At 74.7% G+C, this 13447-nt stretch carries 16 protein-coding genes and 1 pseudogene; 8 read left to right on the top strand and 9 right to left on the bottom strand.

From position 1 onward, the window contains the following. Positions 1-10: 10 nt before the first annotated feature. Complete coding sequence (locus tag IE321_RS21875; protein ID WP_190224220.1) at positions 11-616, top strand: acyl-CoA-like ligand-binding transcription factor; 606 nt, start codon at positions 11-13, stop codon at positions 614-616. Here IE321_RS21875 and IE321_RS21880 read toward each other — a convergent pair. From IE321_RS21880 to IE321_RS21890, 3 genes are read right to left on the bottom strand one after another with little or no spacing between them, the layout of a single operon-like run. Then, positions 582-1607 (bottom strand): glycoside hydrolase family 26 protein, encoded by a 1026-nt coding sequence (locus IE321_RS21880; RefSeq protein WP_190224221.1) that lies wholly within the window; start codon positions 1605-1607, stop codon positions 582-584. The genes IE321_RS21875 and IE321_RS21880 overlap by 35 nt on opposite strands. 1 nt (position 1608) lies before the next feature. Beyond that, positions 1609-2262: a vitamin K epoxide reductase family protein gene (locus IE321_RS21885; protein WP_043227068.1), complete on the bottom strand. Its 654-nt coding sequence runs from the start codon at positions 2260-2262 to the stop codon at positions 1609-1611. A gap of 17 nt (positions 2263-2279) precedes the next feature. Continuing rightward, on the bottom strand, positions 2280-2783 hold the full coding sequence (locus IE321_RS21890) for a DUF5949 family protein (protein WP_063766074.1): 504 nt from the start codon (positions 2781-2783) through the stop codon (positions 2280-2282). A 149-nt stretch (positions 2784-2932) separates the two neighbouring features. On the opposite strand from IE321_RS21890, the gene IE321_RS21895 reads away from it, so the two are divergent. Then, positions 2933-3328 carry a tyrosinase family oxidase copper chaperone gene (locus IE321_RS21895; protein WP_043227067.1) on the top strand — a complete coding sequence of 132 codons (396 nt, stop codon included), beginning with the start codon at positions 2933-2935 and terminating at the stop codon, positions 3326-3328. Next, entirely contained in the window at positions 3312-4178 is an 867-nt protein-coding gene (locus IE321_RS21900; RefSeq protein WP_043227066.1) for a tyrosinase family protein, read from the top strand. Before IE321_RS21895 ends, IE321_RS21900 begins: the two co-directional genes overlap by 17 nt. A gap of 78 nt (positions 4179-4256) precedes the next feature. Here IE321_RS21900 and IE321_RS21905 read toward each other — a convergent pair whose 3' ends face one another. The 6 genes from IE321_RS21905 to IE321_RS21930 all read right to left on the bottom strand — a co-directional run bounded on the left by IE321_RS21905 (position 4257) and on the right by IE321_RS21930 (position 8551). After that, a complete protein-coding gene (locus IE321_RS21905) occupies positions 4257-4535 on the bottom strand; it encodes a chaplin (protein ID WP_043227065.1) in 279 nt (92 codons plus the stop codon). A gap of 322 nt (positions 4536-4857) precedes the next feature. Continuing rightward, entirely contained in the window at positions 4858-5370 is a 513-nt protein-coding gene (locus IE321_RS21910; protein WP_043227064.1) for a hypothetical protein, read from the bottom strand. 123 nt (positions 5371-5493) lie between these two features. Beyond that, positions 5494-6444 carry a hypothetical protein gene (locus IE321_RS21915; protein WP_190224222.1) on the bottom strand — a complete coding sequence of 317 codons (951 nt, stop codon included), beginning with the start codon at positions 6442-6444 and terminating at the stop codon, positions 5494-5496. A 161-nt stretch (positions 6445-6605) separates the two neighbouring features. Beyond that, entirely contained in the window at positions 6606-6878 is a 273-nt protein-coding gene (locus IE321_RS21920; protein WP_043227062.1) for a hypothetical protein, read from the bottom strand. A 245-nt stretch (positions 6879-7123) separates the two neighbouring features. Further along, positions 7124-8038, bottom strand: coding sequence for a hypothetical protein (locus tag IE321_RS21925; protein ID WP_190224223.1), 915 nt, complete (start codon positions 8036-8038; stop codon positions 7124-7126). A 273-nt stretch (positions 8039-8311) separates the two neighbouring features. After that, positions 8312-8551: a chaplin gene (locus IE321_RS21930; RefSeq protein WP_043227061.1), complete on the bottom strand. Its 240-nt coding sequence runs from the start codon at positions 8549-8551 to the stop codon at positions 8312-8314. 403 nt (positions 8552-8954) lie between these two features. Between IE321_RS21930 and IE321_RS21935 the strand changes: the two genes are divergently transcribed. The 5 genes and pseudogenes from IE321_RS21935 to IE321_RS42155 form a co-directional block, all read left to right on the top strand. Beyond that, positions 8955-9167 (top strand): hypothetical protein, encoded by a 213-nt coding sequence (locus tag IE321_RS21935; RefSeq protein ID WP_226651322.1) that lies wholly within the window; start codon positions 8955-8957, stop codon positions 9165-9167. Then, entirely contained in the window at positions 9133-10305 is a 1173-nt protein-coding gene (locus IE321_RS21940; RefSeq protein WP_370531621.1) for a glycosyltransferase, read from the top strand. Before IE321_RS21935 ends, IE321_RS21940 begins: the two co-directional genes overlap by 35 nt. Next, the gene (locus IE321_RS21945; RefSeq protein WP_190224225.1) at positions 10302-11768 is read left to right on the top strand and encodes an exopolysaccharide biosynthesis polyprenyl glycosylphosphotransferase; all 1467 of its coding nucleotides are present in this window, start codon (positions 10302-10304) and stop codon (positions 11766-11768) included. The genes IE321_RS21940 and IE321_RS21945 overlap by 4 nt, the downstream gene beginning before the upstream one ends. A 2-nt stretch (positions 11769-11770) precedes the next feature. Further along, complete coding sequence (locus IE321_RS21950; RefSeq protein ID WP_190224226.1) at positions 11771-13114, top strand: O-antigen ligase family protein; 1344 nt, start codon at positions 11771-11773, stop codon at positions 13112-13114. Then, positions 13107-13447 (top strand): annotated as a pseudogene (locus IE321_RS42155) (hypothetical protein); the annotation flags it as partial. The gene IE321_RS21950 and the pseudogene IE321_RS42155, both read left to right, overlap by 8 nt.

Here is a 13447-nt window from a genome sequence, read left to right on the forward strand (position 1 = left end):
GAATGGCCCCATGTCCAGCACGACGAACGGCCTGCGGGAGCGGAAGAAGCAGCGGACCCGCGAGGAGATCCGCCGGGCCGGACGACGGATCGCCGCCGCCCACGGCTGGGAGGCCGCCACCATCGAGCGCATCGCCGCCGAGGCCGAGGTCTCCCCCTCCACCGTCGTCCGCTACTTCCCCGTCCGCGAGGACATCGTCCTCACCGACGAGGACGACGAGCGCCTGGAGGCGAGGCTGCGCGCCCGCCCGGCCGGCGAGGAGCCCCTCGAATCCCTCCGCGCGGTCGTCGTCGAGGCCATTCGCGCGGCCCTGGAGGCCGACCCCGAGGAGATCCGGCTCCGCGCCCGGCTGATGGCCGGCGCCCCCGCCGTCCGCGCCCGGCTCTCCGAGACCACCGCGGAGACCGGCCGTCGGCTCGCCCGCGCCCTGGCCGACCGCACCGGCCGCGCCCCCGACGACCTGGAGGTCCGGGTCTTCGCCGCGGCCGTCCTCGGCGCCCTGCGCGAGGCCACCCTCTACTGGGCCGAGCGGGGCCTCGAAGAGGACCTCCCGGCGCTGCTCGACCGCACGCTCGACACCCTCAGGGCCGGGCCGGCGCTCCCAGCGCGCCCCTGACCACCTCGGCGGAGCGCGGGTTGTCCGCGCACCCCCACACTCCGTGCGGGCAGTAGTCGGTCACCGTCTGGTAGACGGGCCGGTGGGCGGCGAACCAGTCGAGCATCCCCCGCACGTAGGCGGGGTTGTCCCCGTTCCGGAACAGCCCCCACTCCGGGTACGAGACGGGCTTGCCGTGCGCCGCCGCGAAGGCCACGTGGTGCGCGAGCCCGTACTCCTCGCTCACCTGCTCCTCGAAGGAGAGCCCGGCGGGCTGGTCGTAGGCGTCCATCCCGATGATGTCGACGACGTCGTCGCCGGGGTAGCACTCCGGCCAGGGCACCGCGTCCCGCCCCCGGCTCGGCGTGAAGTCGAAGCGGAAGCGCTGCCCGGCCACCCCGCGCAGCGCCCCGACCGCCTTGCGCCAGTACGCCTTCCAGGCCGTCGGGTCCGGCCCGCAGCGGTGCCCGTACGTGGTGCCGTTCATCTCCCAGCCGAGCACCAGCACCGCGTCCCCGAGGCCGTGCTCCACCAGCCCCTCGCCCAGCGCCGTGAAGTGCCGGTCGAAGTCGCCGGCGGCGCCCCGCCGCAGCCCGTCCCGCACCTGGGCGTCGGTCAGCCCGGCCTCGTTGCGGTCCATCATCGGCACGTTCAGCACGAAGAGCCGGCCCGGCCGTTCGGCCTTCCACTCCGCCCAGGGCGCGAACAGCTGCGGATGCCCCTCGATGTTGGACCAGGTGTCGCCCGGCAGATAGGTGTGCCCGACCGTCAGCCCGCCGCCGCCCAGCCACGACTCGACCCCGGCGATCCGCCGCACCCCCTCCGCGTCGGAGCCGGTGAAGAAGCCGGACGGCACCCCGGGCAGCGGCGAGGGCTCGGGGGCGGCCCGGGTCCCGGTGTGCCGCTCGCCGGGCGCGAGCCGCCCGGGCAGGCCGGGCACGAGCAGGAGCGCGAGAACGGCCGCGAGCAGCACCAGGAGTGCGGCCCGCGGCCACGAGGGGAGACGGTTCACGTCAGCTGGTCCAGAATTCCCACCAGCGGGTCAGGATCAGCATCCCGATGATCCCGACGTGCAGGACGGGCAGGGCGAAGGCGAAGTCGCCGAGGAAGCCCCGCACCGCCGCCGGGGCGGGCAGCACCCCGGTCCGCACGTTGTGCGCGGTGACGTACCAGAACATGGTGATGGTCGCCGTCCAGGCGAGGCAGCACCACAGGCACAGCGCGTTGATCTCGTACAGCGACTGCTGCATCAGCCAGGTGCAGAAGCCGACGCCGAAGAGCGTCCCGCCGTTCAGCCCGAGCCAGAACCAGCCCCGGTACCGGGCCCCCGCGAGGAGCCCGGCGCCGACGGCGACGACGACGCCGTACGTGACGAGGCCCAGCATCGGGTTGGGGAAGCCGAAGACCGCCGCCTGCTCGCTCTTCATGATGTTCCCGCAGGACACGACCGGGTTCAGGCTGCACCCCGGCTGGAAGCCCGGGTCCTCCAGGAGCTTGAACTTGTCGATCGTGATCACCCACGCGGCCAGGATCCCGGCCGCCCCGGTGACGACGAGCAGCCAGCCGAGCGCCCGCCCGGCGCCGACCGTCCCGTCCTCCGACCGGGCGGCCGCCCGGTCCTCCCGCCGCTGACCCGGCACACCGCCGCGTACCCCGAGCGTCGTCATCGCGCCGCCCCTTCCGCTCAGCCCTGCACGCGCCGGACGGGCAGCAGGACGTGGGCGCACTCCGCGAGCGTCTCCTCGTCGGAGACGAAGGCGCGCAGCCGGTCCTCGTCCACGGGCTTCCCGGGGACGCCCTCGCCCCAGGGGCGCACCGAGCAGAGGAAGTAGACCTTGCCGCTCTCGCGGGCGGCGGTCTGCCACTCGGCGGGCACCGGGCACTGCACCTTGAGGAAGGGCAGGGTGAGCACGGCGGTGCCGGCCTCGACGAGCAGCGTGGCGCTGATCCCCGCGTCCTTCTCCAGGTCGAAGAGCCGGTCGCCGACGGAGAGGCCCATGGACTCCAGGGCGGTCCGCATGGCCTGCTGACCGGCCTCCGGCCCGTCGCGGCCGTCGCCGAGCGAATACGCCATCAGAAAGGGCGTGCCGGCGGAATCGGCGGTGGCTTCGCTGGACCACGGAATCACCGTGAGCGTGCCCAGCGGAGAGACGCTGCGCGCCTCGGAAAGGACGTGGGGAGTGGTCATGGAAGGGGATGCTAGTGGGGCAACCACCCTTTCCCCGTACCGAATTCACTCATCCGGCCGACATTCGCCCGCTCGAACTCCCGGCCGCAACGAACCCGGGTTTTCATCGTTGTGCCCTGAGGCCCCTTGTCGACACCAGGAGATCGCCGATGCCTTTCCCGCGCCGTGTCGCCCTCCGGTCCCTGTTCGCGCTGGCCGTCACCGCCGCCACCGGCGGCGCCCTCGGCCGGATCGCCGCCCGCTCCCCGGAGGCGGCGGACCCGTACGCCTTCGACGAGATGTACGCGGGCCGGCGGATCCGCGGTCTCACCGGTCCGGGAGGTGAGCCGGTGGCCCTGGTGGACGGCCGGCCGCTGCACCTGATGCGGTGCGCCGACGGCGGCTGGGTGACCCCGCTCGACCACTACGAGTCCTGTCCGACCCCGCTCTCCGCCACCCGCGCGGCGGTGGACGCGGCGGGCTCCGCCCCGCTGTCCCGGTACGCGGCGGGGCACGGCCTCCACTCCGACCCGACGGGAGGGAACCCGCGTGGTGTACACGCGTAAGAACCAGCGCGACCTGACGACGGCCGAGCGCCGGCGGTTCGTGGCCGCGGTGCTCGAACTGAAGCGCCGCGGCACCTATGACGAGTTCGTCCGCATGCACATCGACCACTACACCGCCGACGGCGCGGGCCGACTGCGCACCGCGCACATGGCGCCGAGCTTCCTGCCCTGGCACCGGAAGTTCCTGCTGGAGTTCGAGCGGGCGCTGCGCCGGATCGACGCGACGGTGTCCGTGCCGTACTGGGACTGGACCCGGGACTCCACTCCGGCGTCCTCGATCTGGGCCGAGGACTTCATGGGCGGCAACGGCCGCCGCTCGGACCTCCAGGTGACCACCGGCCCCTTCGCGTACGCCCGGGGAAAGTGGACGGTGAAGCACGCGATGACCGAGATCTCCTATCTGACCAGGGACTTCGGCCGTCCGCGCGATCCGGTGGCGCTGCCGACGGCGGCCCAGCTGGACGAGGTGATGCGGGAGCGGACGTACGACACGGCCCCCTGGAACTCGACCAGCCCGTCGGGTTTCCGCAACCGTCTGGAGGGGTGGGCGCCGGGCTCGGGCAACGAGCGGTTCCGGATCCACAACCGGGTGCACCGCTGGGTGGGCGGCCTGATGCTGGGCGGTGGGTCGGTGAACGACCCGGTGTTCTGGCTGCACCACTCGTTCGTGGACCTGGTGTGGTCGCGGTGGCAGCAGCGCAATCCGGGGGCGGCGTACCTGCCGGCGGAGCCGCCCCCGCTGGGCGACGCCCAGTACCGGAAGGTGGTGGCGCGGCACCAGCCGATGGCGCCGTGGGGCGTGACGCCGGCGGAGATGTTCGACCACGCCGGGATCTACCGGTACGCCTGACGGGCGGGCCCGGACACGGGCGTCCCCCCGGCCCTGGTGGGGCCGGGGGGACGCCCGGAGAACGGAGGCGGGGGCGGATCAGCCGCCGTAGCCGCCGTCGCCGTTGTCGTGCGGGGCGTCGATGTTGGCGCAGCTGTTGCCGAAGGCCGGGTTCAGCAGACCGATGACGTTGACCGTGTTGCCGCAGAGGTTGACCGGGACGTGGACCGGGACCTGGACGACGTTGCCGGAGGCGACGCCGGGCGAGTGGGCGGCGACGGCCTCGGCGCCCGAGTCGGCGACGGCCAGGCCGGCTCCGGTGAGGGCGACGGCACCGGTGCCGGCCAGAACGGCGGCAGCCTTGGCGATGCGAGACATCAGAACTCCTTGAATGGGTCGAGCGACCGCAGGGATCACGGCCGTCACTTCCGTTCAACGCCGCACCGGGGGCCGGGTCACGGTCTTTGGGCCGAACGGGAGGGAGAAATCGGAGAATCCCGCGGGGGCGGGAAAAGGTGGCCCGCGGTCCGGTGGCCGCCCGCCGTCGGATACGGCGGGCGGCGCACCGGACCGCGGGCCGCGGCCATGCGACAAGCCTTCCGGTGCAACGACGGAAAGCCCTTGCGGTAGCGGGGAAGAATCGTGTCTTCACCCGCGCGGACCGGATCCGTACAGAATTCCGAAAGGAAGGGGGGCGGGGTCAGCCGCGGTCGGGGGCGAGGCCGAGCTGGGAGTCGAGGGCGCCGCTGAGCGTCGGGGAGACCAGGCCGAGCTCCGGCACGTGCACGTCGGGCACGCCGGCCAGGCCGTCGCCGTCGGGCGCCTCGACGGGGTTGCCGAGGACGGCGCCGGGGGTGGCGGCCTTCATCTCGGAGTGCGGGGTGGCGAAGAGCGCCCGGCCGGGCTCGCTGCCCTCCAGGAGTTCGGGCAGCGGGGCGTCGACGACGGTCTCGGGCAGGGTGCCGGCGAGCGGGACGCTCGGCAGGGTCACGTCCGGGAGCGCGCCGAGGCCCTTCTGGAAGCCGGTGGGGGCGCCGGGCATCGGCACGGGTACGCCGGTCGCGACGGTGGGGGCGTCCATCGGCAGGACCGGGTCCAGGCCCTGGAGGGGGACGACCACCGGAGCCTCGACGGCGGCGGCCGGGGCGGCCATGGCGGCGGAGGCGAGCGCGGTCATGAGGAGGCCCATGCCGGCGTGAGAGCGCAGAGTCATGTCGTGTGAACGAGCCCCTTGGCCGAAACGTCGCGCGGGCGTCCCCCATGTGCAGCAACGCCCGAGGCCCCCGCCGGTGACGGCGGGGACCTCGGTTGACGTCACGTCAGCGGAGCGCGTACGTCAGTGGCGACGGCTCCGGACGAGGCGGCCGCCCCGGAGCTGGACGACGGTGCCGCCGATGATGAGGGCGGCACTGACGGCGGCCGCTCCCCACAGGGCGGGGTCGCTGCCCGTGTCGGGGAGTTCGGGCTTGTCGGTCGGAGTGGCGGGCGGGGTGGTGGGCTCGCACCCGGGCTCGGGCTCCTCGCCGGGGGCCGGCTCCTCGCAGTCGCCGGGGGGCTCGTCCGGGTTCGTGGGCGGGGTCCACGGCGGCGACGTCGGCGGAGTGGTGGGCGGGGTGGTGGTGGGCGGCGTGGTCGGTTCGCACCCGGGCTCGGGCTCCTCGCCCGGCTCCGGCTCCTCGCACTCGCCCGGCGGCTCGTCCGGATTCGTGGGCGGGGTCCACGGCGGCGACGTCGGCGGAGTGGTGGGCGGAGTCGTGGTGGGCGGGGTGGTGGGCTCCTCGCAGCCCGGCTCCGGCTCCTCGCCCGGCGCGGGCGCCTCGCACTCGCCCGGGGGATGGGTCGGCGGAGTGGTCGTGGGCGGAGTCGTGGTCGGCGGAGTCGTGGGCGGCTCCGTCGGCGGGTGTGTGGGCGGGTGCGTGGGCGGAGTCGTGGGCGGCTCCGTCGGCGGGTGCGTCGGCGGGTGCGTCGGCGGGTGCGTGGGGGGCTCGGTCGGCGGGTGCGTCGGATGCGTCGGGGTGGGCTCCTCGGGCTCTTCGCCGTAGCCGCCGTCCGGGTCCTCCGCCGTGTGGGCGCAGAGGTCTCCGACGGCCGACGCCACATAGCCGCCCAGGTCCATGCCGGCGCAGACCTCCGGCGAAAGGGGGGCGTGGGCCTGGCCGTTGCCGGGCCCGGGCGTGTCGCCCGTGCCGGGGTGCGCGTTCGCGGCCAGCGCGAAGCCGCCGGTCAGCGACAGCAGGCCGGTCGCTGCCGCCGCGGTGAGTACTTTCCTGCTGATGATGGACCGCATACCGCTCTTCCTCGGGAGAAAGGGAGAGACCGGCGAGGATCCCCCCTCGCTCCGTCCGGCCGCGTCCCCCGCTGACGTTCGCGTGGGACGGTCCCGAGAGTAGGGAGCGGCTCACCGTGTGGAGTCGAGGCCACACGGCGACCGGTCAGAAAATCATTCGATCAGCCGCCGAGCGGGTTGACCGGCAGGCCGCCGACCAGCGGGAGGCCCTTGCCGGTCTGGTTCAGCTGGGTCGCGGTGTCGGTGACGGACTTGACCGGGGAGCCCTCGGTGGTGCTGCTGAGCACGTCCGACTTCAGCCCGTTGGCGGCGATGGCCTCCAGGCCGCCGTTCAGGCTGGTCGGCGTCAGCGCCTGCTGGGCCATGGCGGGGGCGGCGACGCCCAGGGCCATCAGGGAACCGGCGACGACGGCGGCGACCTTGGTCGGCTTCATGGGGAGAATCCTTCCTCTGTTCTTTCAACTCACGTTCCGCACGGGCTTCTTGGGGAAATCCCGTACGTCGTTCTGCCTTCTGTAACGAGAGGTTCGCTCCCCGGAAACTCCAGAAGGAAGGATTTCTCGACACTGCACCCGATCGAAGGCGACCGGTGCTATTTCCGGATGACCGGGCGCACACGTGCCCGTACCGGCCCGGCGGGAGGCCGGACCGGTACGGGTCAGGGGGTGGTGCGGGCGGGTCAGCGGACCGGCAGCGGCGGCTTCACCGGCAGCTCGGGCGCGGACACCGGCGGCTTCACCGGCGCGTCGACCGGCAGCGCCGGGGGCTCGACCGGCGGGTCGACCGGCAGCTCCGGCGCCTCGACCGGCGGGTCGACCGGCAGCGCCGGGGGCTCGACCGGCAGCGCGGGGAGCGCGGGCAGACCGGCCAGGTCCGGCGCGGGCAGGCCGCTGCCGAGCACGGTGGCGACGGCGAGGTTGACCAGCGAGGTCAGCGTGGCCGTGACCTGCGGGGCGACTCCGGCGGCGTCCCCGGAGGTGACCGCGGCGAGCAGTCCGGCGACGGCCTTCTCGACGGTGCCGAGGGCGTCGTCCACCAGGTCCGCGGGCGCGGCCTTCCCGGCCTTCACCGCCGCCGCCCCGGCGGCGACGGGCAGGGTGACCGGCGGCTTCACCGGCAGCCCGGCCGGAGTCTCGACGGCGGGTGGGGCGACGGGGGTGTCCACGGCCGGCGGGGTCACGGGGGTGTCCACGGCCGGCGGGGTGACCGGGGTGTCGGCGGCGGGCGGGGTGACCGGCGGCTCCGGGAGGGCCGGGGTCTCCGGCACCGGGGCGGGGGCGGTCTCCTTGGCCCGGTCGACGGCGGCCTGGATCCTGGCCTTCAGGGACTCGGCGTCGGCGGCGGGGACCTGACCGCCGTCGGCCCCGAGGGCCGCCGTGACGAGTTCGGTCACGGGGGTGGTCACCCCGCCGACGTCCGCGAGGGCCTTGGTCTGGGTCAGCAGGGCGGCCGCGTCGGGAAGCGGGGCGCGAGCGGCCCGGTCGGCCGCGGAGGACGGGTGGAGCTCGTCGGCGACGGCGGGTCCCGCCGTGCCGAGGGTGAGGGCGGCGGATATCGCCAGGGCGGTGAGACGGCGTGAAGCCAGGGGACGCATATGTGTTCCTTTTCCTTATGCGTCGGACAACTGCCCTCCCACCGTGCCTGCGGTTATAGCCCTCCGCAACTGATGCGCTACGCAGCGCCACGTCCCCGTTCGAGTGAATCTGCCTTCCGACCTGCCCCCCGAAGGGGCGTACGCCGTTGCACCGGACGGCGCATGGGGGTGCGTCCGAACGAGTACCGATCCAATGGCCGCAAGGAAAAAGCCGGTGCGCCCACCCGCGGGGTGGGCGCACCGGCTTCGGAAGGACCGATCCGACGTGCGAGATCAGACGTTGGCGCAGGCGTTGCCGAAGGCCGGGTTCAGCGCACCGATGACACTGACCGTGTTGCCGCAGACGTTGACCGGCACGTGGACCGGGACCTGCACGACGTTGCCGGAGCCGACACCGGGGGACTTCACGGCGGCACCCTCGGCGAGGGAGTCGGCAGCGGCGGCGCCGGCGGCACCGGCGACCGCGGCGGCGGCACCCACGGTCAGGACGACGGCCTTGGCGATACGGGACATGGAGAAGTTCTCCTCGATCGATTTCCAACTCGGACTGCGCGGACTGTTCGGCCCGGCTCCCTCAACAACGGCCCGGCTATTCATCGGTTGCTCTCCCGAACGGGTGACGTTCAACCGATCTTTGGGCCACACGGGGGTCATTCGAGCGATGGGCCGGAGAAAGGCGCAACACGCTCAACGAGGAACCGGCCGCGCGGATACGGGAGTTAGCGTTTCCGAGCATCTAATGCTTACTATCGCCCCGCGCCGGGGTTATAACGTTCCCGAACGTTGCTTCCGGGCCCGCCGCGCGTTCACCCATTTCGTGCGGACGACACCTTCCCCTCCCCCGGTCTTCACGGGTCTTCCCTTCCTTCTCTCATCAAAGCGGAGAACCTGTATGCGGAATTCAGCGGTTCTTGCTGTGCGTCGCAGCGTGTGGTGCGCCACCGAATTCGGCAGGGCCGGGACCACGCGCTTCCCCGCCGCCGGGAACACCCTGGGGTACGAATCCGACGTCTTCGATCTGCGGGGGGCGCTGCGCAGCGGGGCCGACGGTGTCCATGTCCGGCTCGGCAGCCGTCAGGACACCGTCTGGCTCGGTGCGCTCTTCCCGCAGGCGGACGTACGGCGCTGACGTGCGGGCCCCGATCGAGACGGACCACGGGTCCGTCACCGTCCTGCACGCGGTCCAGCCCGGCGACGGCGGCGTCGCCCGGGTCGTCGTGGACCTGGTGCGCGCCCAGCGCGCGGACGGGCTGCGGCCCGTCGTCGCCTGCCCGCCCGGCACGGAACTCGCCGCGGAGCTGCGCGCCGAGGGAGCGGAGGTCCGCGACTGGCGGGCCGGCCGCGACCCCGGTCCGGCGCTGTTCCGGGAGACCCGCGACCTGGCCCGGGTGGTCCGTGCCGTCCGGCCCGGGCTCGTCCACGCGCACTCGGCGAAGGCGGGCCTGTGCGCCCGGCTCGCGGTGCGCGGGCGGATCCCGACCGTCTACCAGCCGCACGCCTGGTCCTTCGAGGCCGTGACCGGCACCACCGCCGAACTCGCCCGCCGCTGGGAGCGGTTCGGCGCCCGCTGGACCGACCGGATCCTCTGCGTGAGCGGGGCCGAGCGGCGCACCGGCGAGGAGGCCGGGGTCGAGGCGGCCTGGTCGGTGGTGCACAACGGCGTGGACGTGGCGCGTTTCGCGACCGACGGGCCCGCCGGGAATCCGGCGCCGACCGTGGTGTGCGTGGGCCGGCTCTGCCGGCAGAAGGGCCAGGACGTGCTGCTCGCCGCCTGGCCGGCGGTCCTCGCCGAGGTGCCGGACGCCCGGCTGGTGCTGGTCGGCGACGGGCCGGACGGCGAGCGGCTGCGGGCCGCGGCCGGTCCCTCGGTGCGGTTCACCGGCGCCGTCGGCGACACCGTGCCCTGGTACCGGGCGGCGGACGTCGTCGTGCTGCCGTCCCGCTGGGAGGGCATGGCGCTGGCGCCGCTGGAGGCGATGGCGGCGGGCCGGCCGGTCGTCGTCACCGACGTCGACGGGGCCCGCGAGAGCCTGCCGCCCGGCCACCGAGCCCCGTGCCTGGTCCCCTCCGAGGACCCGGCCGCCCTCGCCGCCGCTCTCGGCCGCCTCCTCGGCCGGCCGGAGCTGCGGCACCGCCTGGGCCGTGAGGCCCACGAGCACGTCCTCAGCAGTTTCGATGTGCGGCGCACCGGCGCGGCCGTCGCGGAGATCTACCGCGAGCTGGCCGGAGTGCGGGGCACCGAGCACAGAGAGCCGATTGCGCAGTGACCACGGAAAGTACGAGCGTTCCCTCCTCACCCGGCCCGTGGCCGGTCGCGGGTCCGGCCTTCGGGACGGCCTCGCTCGCCCCCCGGCGGCGGCTGCCCGGGCGTCTGTCCGGCCGCCTCGCGCTGCCGCGCCACCGGGCGGCCGCCCGGTCGGGTCCCGGGGCGGGCGCGCTGCGGGCGGTCGACTGCCTGGCCGTGCTCGCCGGTGGCGCGCTGCTCGGTCCCGCCCATCAGGACCCGCGGCTGCTGCTGCCGTTGGCGGTGCTGCTGCTGGTCCTCGACGGGCGCGGCGGGCTGTACCGGCCGCCGGCGCACGCGCGGCTGTTGGACGAGCTGCCCCTGCTGGCCTCCCGGGCCGGGGTGGTGTGGTGCGTGGCCGCGGCGGGTGCCGCGGCCTGGTCGCCGGAGCTGGCGATCGGTCCGCTGCGGCTGTGCGGGGCGTACGCCGTGCACGTCGGGTTCGCGGTCGTGGTGCGGGCGGTGCTGCTCGCGCGCGGGCGGCGGATCGCCCGGGAGCGGCCGCGGTCGGCGCTCGTGGTGGGTCCCCCGGCGGCGGGCCGCCGGTTCGCCGCGGCGGCCCTCCAGCACCCCGAGTACGGGATGCGGCCGGTCGGCCTGGTCGGGCCGACCGAGGGGACGGTCGGGGAGCAGCGGCCGCTGGAGCCGGGGCTGCCGCTGCTGACGACGGCGGAGGAGATCCGCCGGGCGGTCATCCAGAACGCGGTCCGCGAGGCGGTGTTCCTGGTCGACGAGCCGGAGCTGGTGACGCTCTTCCAGCACTACGGCTGTGCGACCTGGCGGGTCGGCGGGGAGCGGCGCGAGGGTCCGATGGGCGAGCACGTGTGGGGGTACGCCCGCCGCCGGCTGATCCCGGTGACCCAGCGGCGCGGGGCGCGGGCCAAGCGGGCGCTGGACATCGCGCTGGCGGGTCCCGCGCTGGCGCTGGCGCTGCCGGTGCTGGCGGTGTGCGCGCTGGCGGTGCGGCTCTCGGACGGGCCGGGGGTGCTGTTCCGGCAGGAGCGGGTGGGGCAGCACGGGCGTCACTTCACGCTGCTGAAGTTCCGTACGCTCCGGCCGTCCGACGAGACGGAGTCGGCGACCCGGTGGAACGTGGCCGGGGACCGGCGGATGAGTGCGGCCGGCGGCTTCCTGCGGAAGTCCTCGCTGGACGAGCTGCCGCAGTTGTGGAACGTGCTCCGCGGTGACATGAGCCTGGTCGGGCCGCGGCCCGAACGCCCTTACTTCGTCGCCCAGTTCAGCAAGATCCACGCGGGGTACGCGGCCCGCCACCGGATGCCGGTCGGGCTGACCGGTCTGGCGCAGGTGCACGGGCTGCGCGGCGACACCTCGATCGAGGACCGCTGCCGTTTCGACAACCACTACATCGACCACTGGTCGCTCTGGCAGGACGTCTGCATCCTGGTCCGCACGGCGGCCGGGCTCGTCCGACCGACGGGGAGCTGAGGATGGCCACGGCCGTGACGACGGCACCGGCCCTCGCGGGGACGCCGGACGCCCGGGACCTGGTCCGCAGGGCCGGGGCGCTGTCCCCGGTCCTCGCGGTGATCGCGCTGCTGCTGGTGCCGGGGCCCGACGGGGCGCAGGGCGGGACGGGCGGCACCGGCACGATCGCCGACGCGGCCTCGGGGCTGCTGGTGCTGATCTGTCTCGTCCGGGTGTTGCGCGGCGGGGCCCGGCCGCTGACCCGGACCGCCGCGGTGGTGCTCGGGCTGCCGGTGTTCGGGATCTGCCTGGCGGCGGTCACCTCGAACGATCCGGCGTCGAGCCTGCCGGGCGTGGCCCGTTACGTGCAGGTGTTCGTGCTGGTCCCGGCGGCGGTGCTGCTGATGATCCGGGACCGGCGGGACTTCGCGGTGGTGGCGTGGGGACTGGTGGCGCTGGCGCTGGTCCAGGGCGCGGTGGGCGTCGGCCAGTACCTGACGGGGACGGGCGCGTCGTACCAGGGCGAGGACATCCGGGCGGTGGGCACCTTCGGGGCGACCGACGTGATGGGCATGGCGACGGTGGTGGCGTACGGCCTGGTGATCGTCACCGGGATCGCGCTGGGCAGCCCGGCCGGCCGGGTCCGCACCGTCGCGCTGGTCTGCGTGGGGCTGCTCGTGGTGCCGCTGCTGCTGTCGTTCAGCCGGGGCGCGTGGATCGCGACCGTGCTGGCCTGCGGGATCCAGCTGCTGCTCGGCGGGGTGCGCCGGGCGGCGCGGGTGGTGCTCGCGGTGGGGGCGCTGGCGGTCGTGCTGGTCGGCGGCTTCGGGCTCGGTTCGGAGATGGTGGAGGAGCGCGTCACGAGCATCACGCGGGTGACGGCGGCGCCGGACCAGTCGGTGACGGACCGGTACACGATGTGGGCGGCGGCCGGGCGGATGTGGCGCTCGGAGCCGCTGACCGGGGTCGGGCTGAAGGGCTTCCCGCACTACCGGGACTCGAACGCCTCGGTGGCGCTCTCCTCCGGCAGCGACACGGCGGGCGCGGGCGCGGGCTTCCAGCGGCAGCCGCTGCTGTCGCCGCACAACATGTACCTGCTGGTCCTGAGCGAGCAGGGGCTGATCGGGCTGCTCGCGCTGGCGGGGAGCTGGCTGGCGCTGCTGGTGGGCGCGCTGCGGCGGCGCCGGACGGGCGCGGAGTGCGCGCTGGTGGCGGGCGGGCTGCTCTCCTGGCAGCTGATCGACTTCTTCTACGCGGACATCGGCGGCCCGTCGACGGTGCTGATGTCGGTGGTCTTCGGCCTCGCGGCCTGGTGGGCGCTCTCGCCCGGTGCCGGGGCGCCCGCGGGGGGTGTGCGCGGTGCGTGACCCGTGGGCCGGTCCGCCGGATCCCACGGACGCGTACGCCGCGCCCCCGGGGTCCGGCGGCCCCGCCGTCCCGCCGTGTCCGCCGCGCGGCGAGCCCCTGACCGACCCCTGGACCCCGATGCCTCCGGACGCCACGGACTCCCCGTGCGCCCCGGGGGCCGCCGTGCTGCCGGGGGTCGGCGTCGGTTCGCCGCCGGCCGGTCTCACCGGGGCGCGACGGGTCGCCGTGCACCGTCCGGCGGGCCACACGCCGACCTCGGACGTGTGGGCGCCCGCGCCGGTCGCCACGGTCACGGCGCCGCCGCCTCCGGACCCGGCCGCGCCCGTGCCGCC

Source organism: Streptomyces hydrogenans (assembly GCF_014656075.1).
In the GTDB taxonomy this organism is placed as follows: domain Bacteria; phylum Actinomycetota; class Actinomycetes; order Streptomycetales; family Streptomycetaceae; genus Streptomyces; species Streptomyces hydrogenans.

Coding starts and splice junctions, on each gene's coding strand:
- IE321_RS21875 (WP_190224220.1), top strand. CDS start 11: ATGTCCAGCACGACGAACGGCCTGCGGGAGCGGAAGAAGCAGCGGACC.
- IE321_RS21885 (WP_043227068.1), bottom strand. CDS start 2,262: ATGACGACGCTCGGGGTACGCGGCGGTGTGCCGGGTCAGCGGCGGGAG.
- IE321_RS21890 (WP_063766074.1), bottom strand. CDS start 2,783: ATGACCACTCCCCACGTCCTTTCCGAGGCGCGCAGCGTCTCTCCGCTG.
- IE321_RS21895 (WP_043227067.1), top strand. CDS start 2,933: ATGCCTTTCCCGCGCCGTGTCGCCCTCCGGTCCCTGTTCGCGCTGGCC.
- IE321_RS21905 (WP_043227065.1), bottom strand. CDS start 4,535: ATGTCTCGCATCGCCAAGGCTGCCGCCGTTCTGGCCGGCACCGGTGCC.
- IE321_RS21910 (WP_043227064.1), bottom strand. CDS start 5,370: ATGACTCTGCGCTCTCACGCCGGCATGGGCCTCCTCATGACCGCGCTC.
- IE321_RS21915 (WP_190224222.1), bottom strand. CDS start 6,444: ATGCGGTCCATCATCAGCAGGAAAGTACTCACCGCGGCGGCAGCGACC.
- IE321_RS21920 (WP_043227062.1), bottom strand. CDS start 6,878: ATGAAGCCGACCAAGGTCGCCGCCGTCGTCGCCGGTTCCCTGATGGCC.
- IE321_RS21925 (WP_190224223.1), bottom strand. CDS start 8,038: ATGCGTCCCCTGGCTTCACGCCGTCTCACCGCCCTGGCGATATCCGCC.
- IE321_RS21930 (WP_043227061.1), bottom strand. CDS start 8,551: ATGTCCCGTATCGCCAAGGCCGTCGTCCTGACCGTGGGTGCCGCCGCC.
- IE321_RS21950 (WP_190224226.1), top strand. CDS start 11,771: ATGGCCACGGCCGTGACGACGGCACCGGCCCTCGCGGGGACGCCGGAC.